Annotated in this window: 22 protein-coding genes; 13 read left to right on the forward strand and 9 right to left on the reverse strand. The window is 65.8% G+C overall.

Features of this window, described 5'->3' with window-relative positions; translation table 11 throughout:
- The 8 genes from V4558_07530 (at position 1) to V4558_07565 (ending at position 9,329) form a co-directional block, all read left to right on the forward strand.
- Complete coding sequence (locus V4558_07530) at positions 1–1,698, forward strand: methyl-accepting chemotaxis protein (GenBank protein MES2305341.1); 1,698 nt, start codon at positions 1–3, stop codon at positions 1,696–1,698.
- Between the two features lie 228 nt (positions 1,699–1,926).
- A complete protein-coding gene (locus V4558_07535; GenBank protein ID MES2305342.1) occupies positions 1,927–3,660 on the forward strand; it encodes a methyl-accepting chemotaxis protein in 1,734 nt (577 codons plus the stop codon).
- Between the two features lie 296 nt (positions 3,661–3,956).
- The gene (locus tag V4558_07540) at positions 3,957–4,766 is read left to right on the forward strand and encodes a transporter (GenBank protein MES2305343.1); all 810 of its coding nucleotides are present in this window, start codon (positions 3,957–3,959) and stop codon (positions 4,764–4,766) included.
- A gap of 66 nt (positions 4,767–4,832) precedes the next feature.
- Positions 4,833–6,554, forward strand: a complete 1,722-nt coding sequence (locus V4558_07545; GenBank protein MES2305344.1) for a methyl-accepting chemotaxis protein — start codon at positions 4,833–4,835, stop codon at positions 6,552–6,554.
- Positions 6,554–6,940 (forward strand): response regulator, encoded by a 387-nt coding sequence (locus tag V4558_07550; GenBank protein MES2305345.1) that lies wholly within the window; start codon positions 6,554–6,556, stop codon positions 6,938–6,940. The genes V4558_07545 and V4558_07550 overlap by 1 nt, the downstream gene beginning before the upstream one ends.
- The gene (locus V4558_07555) at positions 6,937–8,058 is read left to right on the forward strand and encodes a chemotaxis response regulator protein-glutamate methylesterase (protein ID MES2305346.1); all 1,122 of its coding nucleotides are present in this window, start codon (positions 6,937–6,939) and stop codon (positions 8,056–8,058) included. The genes V4558_07550 and V4558_07555 overlap by 4 nt, the downstream gene beginning before the upstream one ends.
- Positions 8,055–8,879, forward strand: a complete 825-nt coding sequence (locus V4558_07560) for a protein-glutamate O-methyltransferase CheR (protein MES2305347.1) — start codon at positions 8,055–8,057, stop codon at positions 8,877–8,879. Before V4558_07555 ends, V4558_07560 begins: the two co-directional genes overlap by 4 nt.
- Before the next feature lie 12 nt (positions 8,880–8,891).
- Positions 8,892–9,329, forward strand: coding sequence for a chemotaxis protein CheX (locus V4558_07565; GenBank protein ID MES2305348.1), 438 nt, complete (start codon positions 8,892–8,894; stop codon positions 9,327–9,329).
- A 145-nt stretch (positions 9,330–9,474) separates the two neighbouring features.
- On the opposite strand, the gene V4558_07570 is transcribed toward V4558_07565, so the two are convergent.
- The 9 genes from V4558_07570 to flgL form a co-directional block, all read right to left on the reverse strand.
- Entirely contained in the window at positions 9,475–10,179 is a 705-nt protein-coding gene (locus tag V4558_07570) for a hypothetical protein (protein MES2305349.1), read from the reverse strand.
- A gap of 14 nt (positions 10,180–10,193) precedes the next feature.
- Positions 10,194–10,565, reverse strand: a complete 372-nt coding sequence (locus tag V4558_07575; protein MES2305350.1) for a response regulator — start codon at positions 10,563–10,565, stop codon at positions 10,194–10,196.
- 6 nt (positions 10,566–10,571) lie between these two features.
- The gene (locus V4558_07580; GenBank protein ID MES2305351.1) at positions 10,572–10,898 is read right to left on the reverse strand and encodes a hypothetical protein; all 327 of its coding nucleotides are present in this window, start codon (positions 10,896–10,898) and stop codon (positions 10,572–10,574) included.
- Between the two features lie 121 nt (positions 10,899–11,019).
- Complete coding sequence (locus V4558_07585; GenBank protein ID MES2305352.1) at positions 11,020–11,469, reverse strand: hypothetical protein; 450 nt, start codon at positions 11,467–11,469, stop codon at positions 11,020–11,022.
- On the reverse strand, positions 11,466–11,867 hold the full coding sequence (gene fliS, locus V4558_07590; GenBank protein ID MES2305353.1) for a flagellar export chaperone FliS: 402 nt from the start codon (positions 11,865–11,867) through the stop codon (positions 11,466–11,468). Before fliS ends, V4558_07585 begins: the two co-directional genes overlap by 4 nt.
- 4 nt (positions 11,868–11,871) lie before the next feature.
- Positions 11,872–13,803 carry a flagellar filament capping protein FliD gene (gene fliD / locus V4558_07595; GenBank protein MES2305354.1) on the reverse strand — a complete coding sequence of 644 codons (1,932 nt, stop codon included), beginning with the start codon at positions 13,801–13,803 and terminating at the stop codon, positions 11,872–11,874.
- Positions 13,804–13,874: 71 nt separating this feature from the next.
- Positions 13,875–14,984 carry a flagellin gene (locus V4558_07600; GenBank protein MES2305355.1) on the reverse strand — a complete coding sequence of 370 codons (1,110 nt, stop codon included), beginning with the start codon at positions 14,982–14,984 and terminating at the stop codon, positions 13,875–13,877.
- Between the two features lie 120 nt (positions 14,985–15,104).
- Positions 15,105–15,539 carry a flagellar assembly protein FliW gene (fliW, locus tag V4558_07605; GenBank protein ID MES2305356.1) on the reverse strand — a complete coding sequence of 145 codons (435 nt, stop codon included), beginning with the start codon at positions 15,537–15,539 and terminating at the stop codon, positions 15,105–15,107.
- The gene (flgL, locus tag V4558_07610) at positions 15,536–16,408 is read right to left on the reverse strand and encodes a flagellar hook-associated protein FlgL (GenBank protein MES2305357.1); all 873 of its coding nucleotides are present in this window, start codon (positions 16,406–16,408) and stop codon (positions 15,536–15,538) included. The genes fliW and flgL overlap by 4 nt, the downstream gene beginning before the upstream one ends.
- A gap of 73 nt (positions 16,409–16,481) precedes the next feature.
- Here flgL and V4558_07615 point away from each other — a divergent pair, with 73 nt between their 5' ends.
- From V4558_07615 to fliE, 5 genes are all read left to right on the forward strand, one after another.
- Positions 16,482–17,882 carry a sigma-54 dependent transcriptional regulator gene (locus tag V4558_07615; protein MES2305358.1) on the forward strand — a complete coding sequence of 467 codons (1,401 nt, stop codon included), beginning with the start codon at positions 16,482–16,484 and terminating at the stop codon, positions 17,880–17,882.
- A 187-nt stretch (positions 17,883–18,069) separates the two neighbouring features.
- Complete coding sequence (locus V4558_07620; protein ID MES2305359.1) at positions 18,070–18,366, forward strand: hypothetical protein; 297 nt, start codon at positions 18,070–18,072, stop codon at positions 18,364–18,366.
- Complete coding sequence (gene flgC / locus V4558_07625) at positions 18,359–18,784, forward strand: flagellar basal body rod protein FlgC (GenBank protein ID MES2305360.1); 426 nt, start codon at positions 18,359–18,361, stop codon at positions 18,782–18,784. The genes V4558_07620 and flgC overlap by 8 nt, the downstream gene beginning before the upstream one ends.
- Before the next feature lie 13 nt (positions 18,785–18,797).
- Positions 18,798–19,073 (forward strand): hypothetical protein, encoded by a 276-nt coding sequence (locus tag V4558_07630; protein MES2305361.1) that lies wholly within the window; start codon positions 18,798–18,800, stop codon positions 19,071–19,073.
- Positions 19,074–19,077: 4 nt separating this feature from the next.
- The gene (gene fliE / locus V4558_07635; protein MES2305362.1) at positions 19,078–19,383 is read left to right on the forward strand and encodes a flagellar hook-basal body complex protein FliE; all 306 of its coding nucleotides are present in this window, start codon (positions 19,078–19,080) and stop codon (positions 19,381–19,383) included.
- Positions 19,384–19,386: the final 3 nt, after the last annotated feature.

The raw sequence follows: 19,386 nt of genomic DNA on the forward strand, positions 1-19,386 counted from the left end.
GTGTTGAAGAATCTGAGTATTGCCGGAAAGGTGTATGCCTTGCTTGCTGGCTGTGTCATCGTGGCCGGCGTGGTCTCGCTGATCCAGCTCAAGATGCTGGAGCGCGACTATCACGCTTTCGCCTCGCACGCGGCACTGCAGGACGAGACCCGTGTGTTGCAGGTGACCTTCAAGAAGCAGGTCCAGGCCTGGAAGGACATCCTGATTCGCGGAGCCGACGAGGCGTCGTTCACCAAGTATCACGACGAATTCGTCCATCTGGATGCCCAGGTGGACTCGCTCTCGGCCGCGCTCGCGACGAAGGCGGATTCCGGTTCCGTCCGGAAGGCGCTCACGACCTTCAAGGCCGACCACGCCGCGCTGACCAACGACTATACCACCGCCATGGCGGCGTTTGTGAAGAGCGGGCGGAAGGCGCAGGGCGCGGCGGATGCCGCGATGAAGGGGAAGGATCGTGCGCCGACGGCCACGCTCGACAGCGCCGTGGCCTTTGCCAAGACGGAGGCGGCCGGCCGGCTCACTAGCGCGGAATCGACGGGACGGATCGGCTTGTTCATCATCATTGCGGCACTGGGCGTCATGGCCTCGCTGTCGATTCCAGTCGTCCGCCGCGGCATTCGCAAGCCGCTCTCGGATGCGGAAGCCGTGCTGAGCCGGATCGCCGACGGTGACCTCACCGTGCGCATGGGACTCGACAACGATGACGAAGTGGGCCGGATGGGGAAGGCCCTGGATCGCGCGCTCGACAGCCTCGAAAGCACCATCGCCGCCATCGGTGGTCACGCCCACACGCTGGCCGGCTCGGCCGAGGAATTGACCTCGGTGTCGCAGCAGCTCGGCGCCAATGCCGAAGAGACCGCAGCGCAGTCGGGTGTGGTATCGGCAGCGGCGGAGCAGGTGAGCAGCAATGTGCAGACGGTGGCGACGGGGAGCGAAGAGATGAGCGCCTCGATTCGCGAAATCGCCAAAAGCACATCGGAAGCCAGTCGCGTCGCGAACGAGGCCGTGGCCGCTGCCGCGCGCACGACGGCGACGATCGGACAGCTCGGGGTCTCGAGCGCCGAAATCGGTCAGGTCATCAAGGTGATCACCTCGATCGCCGAGCAGACCAACTTGCTCGCCCTCAACGCCACGATCGAAGCGGCGCGAGCGGGAGAGGCCGGCAAGGGCTTCGCCGTGGTCGCCAACGAAGTGAAGGAACTCGCGAAGGCCACCGCCACCGCGACCGATGAAATCGGCCGGAAGATCGCTGCAATTCAGGGCGATACGGCTGGTGCGGTGTCGGCGATTGCGGAGATCGAGGCGGTCATTGCCCAGATCAACGACATTCAGACCACCATCGCCGGAGCCGTCGAGGAGCAGGCTGCAACGACGGCCGAAATCGGTCGCAACGTGACCGAGGCAGCGCGAGGCTCCTCCGAAATCGCCCAGAACATCACTGGTGTCGCGCAGGCCGCCCAGAGCACCGCAAGCGGCGCCACGCAGTCGCAGGCATCCTCGGCCGAGTTGTCGCGGATGGCGGTCGAGTTGCAGGCGCTGGTGAGCCGCTTCCAGGTCAGCGATAAGGCCGTTCGACGCCCATCGCGCGGCGCGCGCATGACTTTGGCGGCGGCCCGCCCGTCGCCGGAACAGAGTCATTCGTTCGAGGATGATTTTGCAGATGCGGAGCATGATGGGGAGTACGCTCACATCGGCTGAGGCCAGCGGAGGCGAGTAACGAGGACGGGCGAGGAAGTGATTCCTCGCCCGTCCTTTTTTGTGGTATGTCGCATGTGAGGGAAGTCTCACGCCAGCCTTAGCCAATCCTCATGAAATCGGCTCACGCACCCGGAAACGACTCCGATAGTCCTGCTGTCCGCCGGTACGCGCGGCTGCGTTTCCTGACTACCCCTCCATCGTCGCTCCGAGAGCGAAGAGGAAGCCCCCATGCGCTGGTTCACTGATCTCGCCGTGAAATCCAAGCTGCTCATCGGCTTTGGCATCGTCGTGGCGCTCATCTGCGCGGCCGGCGCCGTGGCCTCGAACGGGCTCTCCCGCATCGACGCTGCTGATACCGAACTCTACGAAGGCGTGACGGTGCCGCTCTCCCGCTCGAACGTGCTCGGGATCCAGATGCAGCGGAATCGCGTGAATCTCCGCGACATCGCCCTCACTGATGACCCGGCTCGCAGGGAGGCCATCCGCGAGGAGATCACCGCTGCCGGCACCACCATCGGCGCTGCGATCAAGTCTCTCGAGGGCGAGTTGAAGACACCGGTGCTCACCCGGGCGCTGACGGAAGTGGTGGACGCACGCGCGGAGTTCGTGGTGGAGCGCGATAGCGTGGTCAAGTTCGCGATCGCGGGCCGGAATGCGGATGGTTTGCGGACGATTCGCGAGATGCGGACTGCGGGCGTGCACTACGAGCAGGCGGTCAATCGACTGGACTCACTTCTGGTTGATCACGGTCGTGAGATCGAGGCCAGCAACACGGCGCTGGCCGGCCGGACGCGCCTGATCCTCTGGGGCTCCGTCCTGCTCTGCGCGATCATCAGTCTCGGCCTCGGCGCCGGCATTGCGGGTCGGATCTCGGTCCCCCTGGTGGCCGCAGTCGCCGCGCTCGAACGGGTGGCCGCAGGCGATCTGAGTATGCGGCTCGCGGTCACGTCGCGCGATGAAGTCGGGCGGATCGGAGATGCGCTGAACGCCACCGTCGCTTCGTTGCGTGAGACGATGACTGCCATCAGCGGGCACGCACACACGCTCGCGGGCTCGGCCGAGGAACTGACTTCAGTCTCGCAGCAGCTCGGCGCCAACGCCGAAGAGACCGCGGCTCAGGCCGGTGTCGTCTCCGCTGCAGCCGAGCAGGTGAGCAGCAATGTGCAGACGGTGGCCACAGGCAGCGAGGAGATGAGCGCGTCGATCCGCGAAATTGCCAAGAGCACATCGGACGCCTCGCGAGTCGCCGGCGAGGCCGTGCACGCAGCGGCACGCACCAATGCAACCATCGAGAAGCTGGGCGTCTCGAGTCGCGAAATCGGTCAGGTCGTGAAGGTGATCACTTCGATTGCCGAGCAGACCAATCTGCTGGCCCTCAATGCGACGATCGAGGCAGCGCGTGCCGGTGAGGCCGGCAAGGGGTTCGCGGTGGTAGCGAATGAGGTCAAGGAGCTGGCCAAGGCGACCGCGCTGGCCACCGAGGAAATCGGGCGCAAGATCGCCGCGATCCAGGGCGACACCACCAGCGCCGTTTCGGCAATTGCCGAAATCGAGAGTGTGATCAACCGCATCAATGACATCCAGACCACCATCGCGGGGGCAGTGGAAGAGCAGGCGGCGACCACGGCCGAGATCGGCCGGAATGTCCAGGAAGCGGCTCGCGGGTCGGTCGAGATCGCCCAGAACATCACGGGGGTCGCGCAAGCAGCGCAGAGCACCGCATCCGGTGCGACGCAGTCACAGGCCTCGTCCAGTGAACTCGCCCGGATGGCGGTCGAGTTGCAGGAACTGGTCGGCCGGTTCCAGCTCGCCTCCGCCCGGGATAGCGGCAAGCCGAATCGTGCGGGCGCCCAACGGAAATCGATTCGGACCTTCTCGAACGGCGACCACGACCGTGACCCTACGCTGGCCGGGACTCACCGCGAAGCCGTTCGCTGGAGCGAGGTGGCCGGCGTCAGCTGAATCGAGCCGAACCGCGGTAGAAATCTGTCGAGGTCAACTGTAAAGAAATCAGTCGTTCAGGAAGTCGTCGAGGACGGCAGCAGGGGCGCAAAGCCAGTAGCAGTGCGACGAAAACGGGAGTGCATTTCGGGCTCAACACCCCAGGGGAAGGCCGATTCGACGGGGTGTTGAGCGGGCGCAACGGAAGGGCGGCAATGCCTGCCGTTGAGGCCATCCGGCGACTGCTCACGTTTTCGAAAACTGGGCCGATAAGTGGCTCAGGTTCAGTCATACGCACCACTACTGAGGTTCGGATCATGCGCCGTCAGTTCGCCCTGCTCGCCACGCTTGCGTTGGTCGCTGCCGTTCCAGCACAGGCCCAATATTCGATCTTCAAGCCGGTCCCGCACGCGAAGATGCGCGACCTGAGCACGGATCGCCCTGATCGTACCGAGAGCCCCTACACGGTCGATGCCGGCCACATCCAGGTCGAGATGGATGGCATCAACTACATCCGCGATCGGGTCGACGCCAGCACCGTCGTTCACGGCTGGGCGATCGCGCCGGTGAACTTCAAGGTGGGCGTCACGCCGCGTTTCGATCTGCAGTTCGTTTCCGAGTTCATCACCGGTTCGCGCGTCGCCACCCCTTCAGGCAATTTCTCCGAGCATGGCGTGGGCGAGATGACGCTGCGTGCGAAGCTCAACTTCTGGGGCAACGACGGTGGCACGACCGCGTTCGGGATCATGCCGTTCGTCTCCTCGAGTCCATTTGCGGACGGTCGTCGCGTGCAGGGCGGCGTCATTCTTCCGCTCAGCGTCGAGCTGGCCCCGAACTGGGGACTCGGCACAATGGTCGAGACCGATTTCGTTGCCGAAGAAGGTCGGGCGGGGCGCAGCGTGCACACCGTCTTCTCGGTGACCGTGGGACACGACTTCAGCGACCGGCTCGGCATGTTCGGCGAAATCTTCAGTGAGTCGAGCAAGGGCCCGTGGGTTGGGACCGCCGATTTCGGCACCACCTTCGCCATTACGCCGAATGTCCAGATCGACGGCGGCGCCAACATCGGCATCAGCCGCGCGGCCGATGGCGTCAATCCGTTCCTCGGACTTTCGATTCGCTTCTGAGCAGGACCGCGCGGCGCCATCTCGGCGTCGCGCTCACTGTGCCTGGTTCCACTGGAGATTTCGACAATGGCGTTCACGGTAAAGGGTCGGTTGCAGCTGCTGGGTGGTTTGGGCGTCGCGATGGCGGTAGCCATCGGCCTCACCGGTCTCTACGCGCTTCGCAACGTCAATAAGCAGGTGCAGGCGGCGGCGGTGGCTGGTGCAGCAATCCGCAATCATATGGAAGCCGACCAGATGCACGACGCGCTGCGCGCCGACGTGCTCGCGGCCTTGCTGGCGCAGAGCCCGGCCGAGTCGAAGGCAGCCCAGGAAGATGTCGCCGACCACGCCAAGAGCCTGCGTGCACGCATCGCCGACAACGCGAAGCTCACGCTGAGCGATTCGATCCGGAAGGCGCTCGACGCGACGCCGCCGGTGCTCGAAGCCTACATCACGCAGGCCACGAAGATCTCCGATGATGCGGCCCGGAAGGGGCGCAAGGCCGAAGCCGAACTGCCTACCTTCATGGTGGCGTTCAAGGCACTCGAGAAGCAGATGGCCGATGTCAGCGACCTGCTGGCGGCGGCGGCGGAAACGAACGCCAAGGCGAGCGACAAGGAAATCGTGCGAGCCACCATTCAGGTCGCCGTCGCCGCGCTGATCGGGTCGATCCTGCTGATCGTGACCGTGTTCCAGACGCGCGCCCGCATTCTGGGGCCGCTGTCGCAGGCCGTCGAGGCCGCCGAGCGCGTTGCCAATGGCGATCTCTCGCGCGACGTCGAGGTGACGTCGGATGATGAAGTCGGCCGCCTGATGCAGGCGTTCGCGACGATGACCCTGAACCTCCGCGACATCTGGGGGCAGCTCGAGCAGCACGCCCAGACGCTGGCCGGTTCGTCGGAGGAGTTGACGTCGGTGAGTCAGCAGATGGGTGCCAATGCCGAAGAGACCGCCGCGCAGTCTGGCGTGGTCTCGGCCGCTGCCGACCAGGTCAGCAGCAACGTGCAGACCGTGGCGAGCGGGAGCGAGGAGATGAGCGCGTCGATTCGCGAGATCGCCAAGAGCACCGCCGAAGCGACCCGTATTGCGGCCTCGGCCGTGCAGGTCGCCGCTCGCACCAACGCCACGATCAGCCAGCTTGGTACCTCGAGTGCCGAGATCGGCAACGTCATCAAGGTGATCACCTCGATCGCCGAACAGACCAACCTGCTCGCCCTCAACGCCACCATCGAGGCGGCGCGTGCGGGCGAGGCGGGCAAGGGCTTCGCCGTCGTGGCCAATGAAGTGAAGGAGCTGGCCAAGGCCACAGCCACCGCGACCGAGGAGATCAGCCGCAAGATTGCCGCAATCCAGGGGGATACGGCGGGCGCAGTGTCGGCGATCGGCGAGATCCAGGGCGTGATCGGGCAGATCAACGATATCCAGACCACGATCGCGGGTGCGGTCGAGGAACAGACGGCGACCACGGCCGAGATCGGCCGCAACGTGACCGAAGCGGCGCGTGGTTCGGCCGAGATCGCCCAGAACATCACCGGCGTGGCGCAGGCTGCGCAGAGCACGGCGAGTGGCGCTTCCGAGACGCAGGCGTCGTCGGTGGAACTGGCCCGGATGGCAGCGGCGCTGCAGCAGCTGGTCGGGCGGTTCAGCATTGGCAACGCCGGCAAGACGGCCGGCCGGAAGGCATCACCACGCAAGTCCGCACCCGCTCCTCGGGGCGCCGCGCCTCGCGCCTTTGTCGAGCGGGCACCGGAATTCCACGATGACGAGGCGCACGCAGCCTCCGGGGCAAACGGGGCAGGGAGCTGGTAATGTCCAACCGCCGTGCGATGGTGATCGATGACTCTCGCGCGATGCGCGGGATCCTGCGGCGGATGCTCGTCGAAACAGGCCTCGAGGTGATCGAGGCCGCCAACGGGCGCGAGGCACTCGACCGGCTCCACGCGGGCGAACTCTGCGACGTCGCACTGGTGGACTGGAACATGCCCGAGATGAACGGCCTCGAGTTCGTGATGGCCGTGCGTGCCGATCCGCGATTTGCCGCGATGCGCCTGATGATGGTGACGACCGAGACCGAGATGCATCAGGTGATGCGTGCCCTCGAAGCCGGTGCCGATGAATACGTGATGAAGCCCTTCACGGTGGATGTGGTCCGCGACAAGCTGGCAATCCTCGGAGTCGGCGAGCCGTCCGCGTGAGCCGCATCCGGGTTCTCGTCGTCGATGATGCGGTGGTCGTCCGGCGGCTGGTTTCCGACGCGCTCTCCTCGGATCCGGAGATCGAGGTCGTCGGCACCGCTGCGAATGGTCGCATCGCGCTCGCCAAGCTGGACCAGATCAATCCCGACGTCGTGACGCTTGATATCGAGATGCCCGAACTCGATGGCCTGGGCACGCTGCGCGAGCTGCGCAAGCTGCGCCCGCATCTGCCGGTCATCATGTGCAGCACGCTGACGGAACGGGGCGGCTCCGCGACCCTCGACGCCCTCGCGCTCGGTGCCAACGACTACGTCACCAAGCCGCACGGCTATGCCAATGCCGACGAGGCGCTGGCGCGCTTGCGTGATCAGCTGGTGCCCAAGGTGAAGGCCCTCGGCTTGCGTGCCCAGCAACGGTCTGCCGCCGCGCCAGTTGGCGCCGCCGTGCCGCGCCGCGCCATCGTGCCGGTGCTGCGTCCTAGCCTGGCAGCGCCCACAACCGGTGGTCGGCTTGATGTCCTCACGATTGGTGTTTCGACGGGTGGCCCCAATGCGCTGGCGGCGCTGATTCCGATGCTCCCGGTCGACCTCCCGGTGCCGGTGCTGATTGTCCAGCACATGCCGCCGCTCTTCACGCGATTGCTGGCCGATCGCCTCAACGGCACCTCGCGGTTGCAGGTGCGTGAAGCTGTCGCCGGTGCCGTGGTCGAACCCGGCACCGTCTGGATCGCCCCTGGTGATCAGCACATGGAAGTGGTGCGCGAGAAGACCCGGGTCGTGATCCGCCTGCACGAGGGTCCGCCGGAGAATTCCTGTCGTCCCGCGGTTGACGTGCTCTTCCGCTCGGCCGCGCAGGTGTATGGCGCCGGAACGCTCGGTGTCATCCTCACCGGGATGGGACGTGATGGGGTCCGTGGTGCCGAAGCCATTCGCGAAATGGGCGGCCGGGTGCTCGCTCAGGACGAAGCCAGTTCCGTCGTCTGGGGCATGCCGGGCTATGTCGCCAACGCGGGCCTCGCCGAAGCGGTGCTGCCGCTGTCGGAGATGGCGCAGGGAATCCTGCGGCGGCTTGCTGCCGGTCGTGGCGTGCATCCGATCGGCGCGGGGAGCGCATCATGACGCTCTCGATTGATGAATTCAACTTCGTGCGAAGCTTTGTGCGCGAGCGCTCGGCCGTGGTGCTCGATTCCGACAAGCAGTACCTGGTGGAGGCACGGCTGACGCCGCTGCTGCGCGGTGAAGGGTTGCCGACGCTGAGCCACCTCGTCAGCAAGCTCCGGATCGAGCGGTTCGGACCACTCGCCCTGCGAGTCGTCGATGCGATGACCACCAACGAGACGTCGTTCTTCCGCGATATCCATCCGTTCGAGGCGTTGCGGACGACGATCCTCCCGGAACTGATCGCGGCCCGCCAGGCCACCAAGCGGCTGACCATCTGGACGGCGGCCTGTTCGAGCGGGCAGGAGCCGTACACCATCGCGATGATGATCCGGAAGGCCTTCCCGGCCCTCGCGTCGTGGTCAGTGCGCATTCTTGCGACCGATATCTCGTCGCAGATGGTCGCCCGGACCCAGCTCGGTCGCTACAGCCAGCTCGAAGTGAACCGCGGGCTGCCGGCGCAGTATCTGCCATTCTTCCGCCGCAACGGTCTGGAATTCGAGATCGATCCCGCGATCCGGAACATGGTCGAGACCTTTCAGCTCAATCTGGTCGAGTCGTGGCCGGTAGCGATTCCGCGCGTCGACGTGATCTTCCTGCGGAACGTGATGATCTACTTCGATGTCGCGACCAAGAAGGACCTGCTCGGCCGGATGCGTCAGCGGCTGGCACCGGATGGTGCACTCTTCCTGGGTGGCGCCGAGTCGCCGCTGAATCTTGATGATGGCTACGAACGCGTCCCGATCTCGCAGGCCGGATGCTACCGGTTGCGCGGACGCTAGAGGAGAACGACGATGTCGCTCGGACTGCATGAACTGCAACAGATCACGCTGGATGTCTGGGAGACCTTCCTCGGCGTCCGCCCCGAAGAAGTCGCCCCGCGTCCTCTTGGCGCCGGCACCCTCGCGGCGCGCGTCCGGATCAGTGGCGCCTGGGATGGAACGGTGGTGCTCCGGATGCCCAGTGCTCTGGCGCGTCGCGTCGGCGAGGAGATGTTCGCGAAGCCGGCCGAGGTGCTCAGCGACGAGGAGCTCCGCGACGCCGTCGGTGAGATCGGCAACATGGTCGCCGGCAACCTCAAGGGACTGCTCGCCGAAGAGGCGCGTCTCTCACTCCCGACCGTGGCCGAGTGGTACCTCCCCGAGGAACCGCGCAACGGCATCGTGATCGCGACAATCGATCTCAGCGCGTTCGAGGAGCAGTTTCGGGTGTTGTTGTTGCAGAAGCCGTAACCGATTGGATGGTGGATGGTGGATGACAGATGACAGATGATCGATGGCAGGAAAGCGAAAGGCCGGCTCCTGATTCGGAAGCCGGCCTTTGTGCGGTTTATCCATCATCCATCATCTGTCATCTGTCATCCACCAGCGGTTTCCGCTACGCGACGGGCTTGGTCTTTCCAAACGCCGCATCGATCTCCGACTGCTCGGTCTGGTGCTCCCACGAGGCGCCGGGGTTGTACTCGCTCGGCTCGGCCCGCACGGTGTCGGTTGTCGGGGACCCGGCGGGAGGGCCACTCAGTGACTGATCGAGCAGGTCGGCGACGCGACCCATGCGGGCCTCGACATCTTCGACCAGGTCGGTGATGCCCCGGAGCTGCTGGGTGATGATGTCCTGGAACTGCAGGTGTCCGAAGAGACTGTTGATCTCGTTGCGGAGCGTCTCCACGGCAGCGACATGATCGGGGCCGGGCGCGCCGGTCTCGATGGTATCCACCAGTGCCAGGGTCCGGTCGAGGCCATTGAGCATCTCGAGGGCGGCCGATTCGGTCGTCGTCGAGACCTGACTCAGCCGGTCCTGGGTGTCGCGGAGCTGATCGAGTGCGTGATGCTGGATGTGTTCACGGGTCTGACGGATGCCCGACAGCGCCGCGACGATCTCATTGTAGACGCGCAGGAGCGTCGACGGCAGCGAAGCCAGCTGCGGACGCGCACGCACGGCGCTCACCAGATCTTCGATCCGCGCCTCGCCGTTCGTGTCCAGCCCGCCCGCCTGAATCTCGGCGATGAGGCGGGTAAGGAGCGAGAGCGTGCTCTCGAGATCGGCTGGAGCGAACTCCGCGGGACGGGGCGTCGCAGTCATGATCGGTTCCTCGCTCAGCCGGCGGCCGTCGCGAGGAGCTGATCGATCTTCTCCTTCAGCACCGGCGGCGTGAACGGCTTGAGGATGTAGCTGTTGACCCCGGCCGTGACGGCTTCGAGGATGTCTTCCTTGCCGCTGCGGGTGGTCACCATCAACACGGGCATTCTCGCCGTGTCTTCGCGCGCCCGGAGGGCACGCACCAGTTCCAGGCCACCCATCACCGGCATGTTCCAGTCGGTGATGACGAGTCCGATTTCGGCGTCAATGCGATCGAGCGCTTCCTTCCCATCGCCGGCTTCGACGATGTTGGAAAAGCCGATGCTCTTCATGGCGTTGACGAGGATCCGGCGCATCGTGGCCGAGTCATCGACGATCAGGCACTTCATGGCGAATCACCCTCCCGCGGAGTGATCGAGGTCTTGAAGAATGCGCCCGGCGATCTTGTCGCGTGCCGCCGGGGTGTCGTAGCTGCCATCTGCAATCCGGCGGGCGATGTCGCGCAGCCGGGCCGGATCGATCCCGCCATTCGGCACGGCCTCACCACCAGTCGCGCCAGCCACATCGGCCGAGAGCTCGACGGTGTCTGCCGCCAGTTCGCCTTCCGGCCGGGCGCGATCCGTTGCGCCAGCAGGGTTCCCGCTGACGTCGCGGGGGGTCACTTCGGTGCGGCGCGGCCCCTGGGGCTGGACGCCGGAATTGCCAAGTCGATCGACAGTCATGGTGATACCTCCATCAGACAGCGTCCGGTCCGGGCAGCGAGGCAGTCAAGCCGGGCCTGGGATGCTGTGGTCCAACGGTTATCGGTCGCGATCCGGAAACCTTTACCGACCTTTCTGCCGGTCAACCGGTGCGGTCAAGCAACACCGGCCCGCCATCGTCCTTTCGCTGACTGTAGCCTGTAAGCAACTGGTCGAGCGCCTTGTGGGTGTCCTCGAGCTGCCGGGCCACCGAGCGCGCCTCGATTTCCATCTGCCGCGCCAGTTCCATGGCGGCCGCACCAGCCCCTGCGCGCTCGGTTTCGACCTGGGCCCGGAGGGCCGCGAGCGAAGGCGCGTGCGGAACCAGGTCCGACTGCGCCGCCGCCCGGATCGCGAGCAGACGGACTTCCCGGGCCGAGAGGTCGCTGATGATCCCGTCGGCCTCGGCCGCGAAGACCTCAAGCATCCCCGCTTCCCCCATCCGGAGCACGGCGTGCTGTGCCTCGACGACGTGGCGGTAACGCGCCAGGTCGGCGATCTGGGCCGCCAGCAGCGCGGCCATTTCGGTGGGGTCGAACCCGGGGCCAGTCATCCAGTCGCCGCGGCGGCGGGCTCGGCGGCGTGCGCCGCGACCGCAGTCCAGGCTTCGTGAAGCTCACTGATCACCCGGACGGCGCCATCGAGGCGCACGACGTCGGGGTGCAGGTGCACGGCGGCAAACTCTCCCAGCAGCCAGGCATACAGGGCCGCGAGTCGGCCGGCGATCTCGCCACCCGCGTCGTGGTCGAGCGAGACCGCGAGTTCGTGGACGATCTCTTCGGCCCGAAGCAGGCGGTTGCCGCGCGCTTCGATCTCGCCGCGCTCCATATGGGCGCGCGCCTGACGCAGGTTCACCAGCAGGTGGGTGTAGAGCAGCACCACCCGTTGCGCGGGTGACATTGCCATCACTTCCATCTCGCGGTAACGACTCGAATTCGTGCCGTAGCTCATGAGATCACTTCGACTGACTGGAGGTGAGCGAGCCAAGCGCGGTCGACTGCTTCTGCAACGCAGAAATGTTCTGTTCCATCAGCACGAACTGCCGCAGCAATGAGGCGCGGCGTCGAGCGAGACGTTCATCCATGTTGGCGACGCGCGTCGTCAAGCCATCCGAGCGGTTCGTCAGTGACGTCACCCGACTGTCGAGGACGCCCGTCGCGGTGTCGAGGAACGAACTGAGCAGCCGTTCGACCCGTGCGCCGGTGCCCAGCGCGAGGGAGAGGTTGCCGACCGCGCCGGTGCTGGCACCCTGATAGAGTGCCACCAGGCCGGCGGTCGTCTGCCCCGAATCGCCAACCAGGAGCTGGCCGGTTCCCGTGGCCGCCTTCCCGCCGATCGTGCCGGCGACATCGGTGCCGAAGGCGGATCCATCGCTACTCCACGCTTCGGATGCGCCATCGCCCGCACCCTGCATCGTGACCGTGACACCGGCGAGCTGCCCGTAGGCATTGTGGCTCACCTTGATGTCGTTGCCCGCCAGCTCGGCCGTGAGGTCCAGGTTGTTCGCCGCAAAGGCTGCCGTCAACGCAGCCACGATGTCCGACGACGTCATCCCGGTCGTGAGGGCGACATCGACCGTGGTGTTGTTCTTGGTATCGCGGAAGGTGATGGTGTCCGGGGTGACGCCGGCATCGTACGTGCCGCTGAAGCCCGAGGTCGAGTAGCTCGCGCGGGTGGCGACCGTGGTGACGTCCACCGCGAAGTCGCCTTCCGAGGAATTGTTCGCGCTCGAGATGAAGCTCAGTCCCGTGCCGCTGGCGCTGCGACGCTCGTTGAAGAGCGCCGGCAGCTCGGCGAACCGGTCCTTGAACGCGGCCTCGAACTTGGTCGAGTCGAAGTTGATGGTGCCATCGCGGCTGAGCGAGAGGCCGACGCTGGCGGCGGTCGCCAGATCCGCGGCGGCACCCCCGACGGCCTGCAGCAGCACGCTGGGCAATCCGTTACGCACCGAGCGAATCATCGAATCGCCGTAGAGCGCCGGCGTGGCGCCGTTGGTGACGGTGCTCTGCGCCTTGACGAAGGTCGAGAGCTTGTTGTACGCGTCGGCAAACGCCTGCATTGCGGTGCGCGCCGGATCGATGAAGTGACCCACGGCGATCGAGTTTTCTGCCGTGGCGTCCTCGGCGGTCAGCGTCAACGTCACACCGTCGATGGCATCGGCGATGACGTTCGAGCTGCGCGTCATCGGGATGTCGTTGATGGCGAAGGTCGCGTTGCGTCCATCGACGAGCACGGCGCTGTTCGGCACCAGGCCGCCGGCCGTGAGCAATCCCAGACCTTGAAGCACGGTCCCCGACGTATCAGCGAGGGCAATCCCCGCTGCGCCGGTCGCGTTGCTGGTCAGGATGAGCCGGTTGTCGGTCGGTGATACCGAAATGATCGTGGCGCTGACGCCGGACGGCGTGGCGCCGGTATTGGCGGCATTGACGGCGTCGCGAATGGTTGCGAGCGAGGCATCGGCCGCGACATTCACCGTCTTGCCGTTGACGGTGAAACTGCCGGTCACGCCGAGTGCCGTGCTGGTGCTGAGGGTGCCAGTGGCACTCAGCTTCTCGGCCCGGGCGAGTTCCGACACCTTGAGCGTGTAGGTCGCCGGTGTCGCGGCGGACGTGGTGGCCACCGTGGCGAGTGAACGACCGGAGATGATGGTGCTGGTGGATGACGTGCCTTCGAACGCGCTGCCATCCCGCAGGGTCTTCGCCGCAGTCTGGAGGGTGGACAACAGGGTGCGGTACGACTCGATCGCGGTCTTCCGGGCCGAGATATTCGAAATCTCGGTTTCCATTCGGGCGGCGGGGACGCGCGCCTGATTGATGATGGCGTCGACGAGGTCGGTGTACTTGAACCCTGAAATCACGCCGGCAATCGAAGACAACGGTGTGGTCATTGCGGACCCCTGAAAAAGTGGCGGGGGGCCGCCGTAGCGACCCCCTCACCGATTTACCCCTTCGCGAAAACTTAGCGGAGGAGCGACAGCACCGTCTGGGCGGACTGGTTCGCCTGACCCAGCATCGCCGTACCAGCCTGCTGCAGGATCTGGTACTTGGTGAACGAGGTCATCTCGGCCGCCATGTCGGCGTCGCGGATGGTCGACTCGGCCGCGATCACGTTCTGCGTGATGGTCGCGACGTTGTTGCTGGCGAACTCGATCCGGCTCTGCGCCGCGCCGATCGTGCCGATCGCGGTGTTCGAGCTGTCGATCGCCGAGTCCAGCGCCGTCAGGGCCGCCTGGGCGGTCGTGGCGTTGAGGACGTTCAGGCCGGCGATGTTGAGGCCCGTGGCGCCGGTGCTGAGGTCGACCGCGGTCAGCGAGACCAGGTCGGTGGTGCTGTAGTTGCCCGACGAGCCGACCATGAAGTCCGCGGCGGCGGTGCCACCAACGGTGATGGTCAGGCCGTTCAGGTCCGTCGCCGTCACCGAGCTGTTGACGCCGACCGTGATGCCGAGCTTGTCGAAGTTGTAGCTGCCCGCGACGCCAGCAGGAATCGCCAGCACCTGGGTCGAGTCGCCAGCGGCAGCGCCGGTGGTCAGCGTCGCGACACCAGCGGCGTGCGTGAAGGTGTAGGTGTCCGCCTTCGCGCCGGTGATCTTGATCGAGGTCACGTCGTTCGCACCGACGGCCAGCGTGCCACCGGTCTGCTTCAGGCCAAGGGTGCCGTCCACGAGGTTGGCGCCCTGGTACTGGGTGGTGCCGGCGATACGGCCGATTTCGGACTTCAGCGACTGGAACTCGGCGTCCAGCTTGTCGCGCTGCGTGCCGATCGAGGAGGAGTTCGACGCGGTGGCGAGTTCCTTCATGCGGTCCAGAATCCCGGAGATCGTGTTCACGGCACCGTCCGCGATCTGCAGCATCGAGGTGGCCTGCGACGCGTTGCGCGACGCCTGCTGGAGCGAGCGGCTCTCGGCGCGAAGCTTGTTCGCGATCGCGAGGCCGGCGGCGTCATCGCCCGAACGGTTGATGCGGAAGCCGGACGACAGCTTGGCGATCTGCTTGTCGAGGCCGGTCGACGACATCGCGACGTTCCGGAGGGCGGTGTTTGCTGCAACGTTCGTCTGAATGCTCGGCATGGTACTGTTACTCCCTTAACGGTGTCTTCGGAGCATCCGTGCTCCGGATTGGTGGGCGACCAGAGTGGTCGCCGGCGGTGTGGTGATGTTATCGGTCCCCTGCCGAGGACCTTGAGCCGGCTATTTGGCCGGCGCGCCCAGCAGGGAGGAGAGGTCGAATGGATGGGCCGTGCTGTACTCGGAATCGGCCATGATCGCCTGACGGCCGAGCCCGGCAACCAGATCGATCAGGACCGGCGCCCGCAGGTTGGCCGTCGCCGCCTGGTCTCCCGACGGGAGGGTCACGATCGCGAGGGCGCCCGGGGTCTGCGCCCAGGCGTTCTCGGAGACCCGGACCGTTTCCACCAACATGAATGCCAGCTCGGGCGTATCGAGGGACTGGAGCCAGTAGAGCCCGCTCTGCGAGGCAGGCAACAGGACAAAGCGGCGGCTTTGCTCGAATCCCGGCAGCCCTCGCGGGAAGACCACAGTCTCGTCGGGCGTCACGGTGAGCGGCCCGAAGAGCCGCGTCTCCACGGTTTCGGCCAGGAACTTGTCGCGTGGAACCGCGCTCATGTGAGGTAGTCCGTCAGGGAGGTGTTGAGGATCCGGCTGGTCGCGAGCATGGCCGCCTGCACCGAGCTCTGGACCTGGGCGAGGTGCATCGCCGCCTCTTCGAGCGGAATGTCGGCGTTGGCGCTGCGCTCGTCAGTGAACGCGTTGGCGAGCGAATCGAGCGCCGTCGAGGCGTTGTCCATCGCCAGCGTGCGGGCACCCACTTCGGCGAGGTTGCGCTGGGTGTTGTCGAAAGCGCTTCCCAGTGGCGCGAGCGAGTCACGAATCGCAGTCGGGTTATCGGCCGTGAGCGCGTCCCGCAGGGTGATGAGCGAGGAGAGGACGCCAGAGTCCACCAGCATCTGCTGGCCGCTGTGGACCGTGTTGATCACGTCGCCTGCGCCGATCTCGGCCTGTCGTCCCAGTGCGCTTCCGACGTATGTTCCGTCGGCCTGAAATGGTGGTGCCGCGATTTCCGTCCCACCAAAGACGAACTCGTTGCCCACCTTCAGGTTCCCGATCGAAATCGTCTGGTCAATGAGCGTCTGGACTTCGACGGCGGCTGCGGCCCGGCTCGCCGCGTTGGCGGTGCTGCCACCCTGCCCGGTGGCAAGCTCCTGGGCCCGGGAGAGCAGGTCGGTCACCTGACCGAGCGAAGACTCTTCCGAGGCGAGCCGGGTCTGCACCGAGGTCACGCTCCGACGGTACTGCTGGACGGCGCGGGAACCGCGGTCGGCGCGGAGCACGGCGGCGCCCGCGACCGGGTCGTCCGAAATGTTCTCGTGGCGGGCACCGGTGGCGACTTGCTGGGACGCTTCGTTCAATGACCGGTTTTGCGCCTGCAGGTTCCGCAGGAGCCGGTCGTTGACCATGAAGTTGGTAATGCGCACCTGGGACCTCCATCCGAGAGTGGCGGTGCCGCGAGTATCGGATACCTTTTCAAAGGCTTGAGTCGGGAAGCTGATGACCACGATTCTGTGCGTTGACGACGAACCAGCGGTCGGGGCCCTCTTTGAGCAGGTACTGGGAGAGCTCGGCTTCGGCGTGATCCTCGCCACCAATGGCGAGGAAGCGCTCAAAGTCCTTGATGCGCATCACGTTGACCTGATTCTCGCCGACTTCCAGATGCCCCACATGAACGGGCTCGACCTGCTTCACACCCTCGAGACCCGCCACCTGAAGATCCCGGTCGTCATCATCACCGGACACTCCAGTGTGGAACACGCCGTCCTCACCATGCGCAGCGGCGCGGTCGACTACATCACCAAGCCCGTCCGGGCCGACACCCTTCAGATCACCGTCCAGCACGCTCTCGACTATGCCCGGCTCCGCTCGGAAAATGAAGTCTTCCGCCAGGAAATCACCCGGATCCAGTCGCGCCGGAAGTTCGTGGGGCGCAGTCCGGCCGTCCGCGACCTCCTTGATACTGTCGCTACGGTAGCTCCAACTCGGGCGTCGGTCCTGCTCGAAGGAGAATCAGGCACCGGGAAGGAGCTGGTCGCTCGGGCCATTCACGATCAGAGCCCCCGGCGAGACCTGGCTTTCGTCACGGTCAACTGCGCCGCGCTCCCCGAGGGACTGGTCGAGAGCGTCCTCTTCGGACACGAAAAGGGCGCCTTCACTGGCGCCACGGCTCGGGCGGCTGGTGCCTTCGAGCGCGCCAATCGGGGGACCTTGCTGCTCGACGAGATTTCGGAGATGCGGCTCGACCTTCAGGCCAAGCTGTTGCGGGCGATCCAGGAGCAGGAGTTCGAGCGGGTCGGTGGTCGGGACACGGTCAAGGTCGACGTGCGGATCATCGCGACCACCAATCGCGACCTCCACGCCGAGGTCGCGGCCGGCCGCTTCCGGGCGGACCTCTATTATCGCCTGCACGTGGTCCCGATCCGGACGCCGCCGCTGCGCGAGCGACCCGACGACATCCCCTTGCTGGTCCAGCACTTCATCAAGAGCGCCTCGGAGTCGCTCGGACTGGCCGTCGGTGACCTCCCGGCCGAGACGATCACCTTCCTGCAGCAGTATTCCTGGCCCGGCAATGTCCGCGAGCTCGCCAATGCGGTGGAGCGCGCGGTGATTCTGGCCCGGGGGCGGCCGATGGTGCCCGAGATCTTTGCGGCCTACCTCCGGCACGACAGCCACGCACCGGCGATCGCCGCAGGCGGCGGTCTCGTCCCGGGCGCCCCTGCGGCGACGGTGACGTCCGGCGAAGCAGCCGCCCTCCCGCTCAACCTCGAAGAGCTGGAAAAGATCACCATCAAGCGGGCCCTCGAGAGCACCGGCGGCAACCGGGTCCGGGCTGCCGGACTGCTCGGAATCAGCGAACGAACCCTCCGCAACAAGCTGAACATTCCCGCCCCAGGCTGATCGACCCACGGCAACCTTGACCGGCGTCGGGGAACTTTCTTCCGGCGCCAATGACCACCCCGGCCGATCTGTCCGGGGTGGCATTTTCTTGTAACCATATGCGTTGAAAGGAGTTGCGGCGTCTCCACGGTTACGGTACGCGGATTGCCCAAGGAGGAATTGAACTCGAATCACATCGGGAGCCTCGATGATCCGCGGACTGTTCGGCCAGGGCACCTCTACTTCCAACCTCCGTGCGGGGCTGGATGAGTTGAGTGCCACCCAGAAGACGATTGCCGCCAGGGTGGCGAATTCCTCCGCCCAGAGCTCGAGCACCGACTTCGCCGATGCGCTGGGGAACTCGATCGAGCAGCAGAACAAGGACGCGGAGCTGCAGCAAAACATGGCCTCTCTGGCCGATACCGAGCTCCGCTTCGAAGCCGCCGCGAAGCTGCTCCAGAAGTCCTACGCCGACCTTCATACCGCGATCACGAACCGTGGCTGACGTGCCAGGGGTGCCGTTCTCGGGACGGCCGATCCGGAACCTGATGGGCCCGCTGGGGGTCAGCGCCTCCGGCATGGCGCGGCAGCAGCAGTTCCTCGACATCATCGCCAACAACATTGCCAACGCCGATGTCACGCGTGGGCCCGATGGCAAGCCATACCAGCGTCAGGTCGCGGTGGCCGGAACCGATCCGTTGACCGGGCAGCCGACGACCACGGTGGTCAACGACACGCGGGCCGGCCGAATGGTTTACGAGCCGGGCCACGTCGATGCCGATGAGTCCGGTTACGTGCACTACCCGAACGTCGACATCGCCAATGAGACGGTCGACCTGATGATCGCGCGCCGGATGCACGAGGCCAACGCGACCGTGTTCCAATCGGCCAAGGCGATGCTGCGCCGCGCCCTCGACATCTGACGGAGCGATTCCCGTGACCATCTCTCGCTACACGCCTTCGACCGCCGTTCCACGCCCGGTGAATCCACCGACGGCCCGACCGGCTGCCGCGCCCGCTGCGCCGACGGCTGCCCGTCCGTCGGCAGCTGCCCGTGCCGGCGATTCGGCGCTGTGGAATGTGCTGACCGACGAAGAGCGCGCCTTCTTCCTCGACATGAACGCCCTTGGGCCGATCAGTTATGGACCAGGTGGTGCCAAGTCGTCGACACCCGCTGCGCCGCTTGGTCAGCGCATCGACATCCTGGCCTGAGGCGATGACCACTCCACTTCGCGGGCTCGGACAGATCGTCTCACCGATCGAACGCGGCGGCGGCTTGCCGCTCGGCGTCGGTTCGGCGGGCGCGCCCTTCGGCGACCTGCTCAAGCGGGCCGTTGGCGACGTCCAGGGCGCCCAGCAGGTGAAGGACGACACCATCAATGCGTTCCTGCGCGGTGAGCCGGTGGAACTGCACCAGGTCATGGCGGCGGCGGAAGAAGCTTCGCTGTCGCTCGAATTCCTGGTAGAGACCCGGAACAAGCTCACCGAAGCGTATCGCACCATCATGAACGTGCAGGCCTGAGCC

This window comes from Gemmatimonadota bacterium (assembly GCA_040388535.1).
Lineage (GTDB): Bacteria > Gemmatimonadota > Gemmatimonadetes > Gemmatimonadales > GWC2-71-9 > Palsa-1233.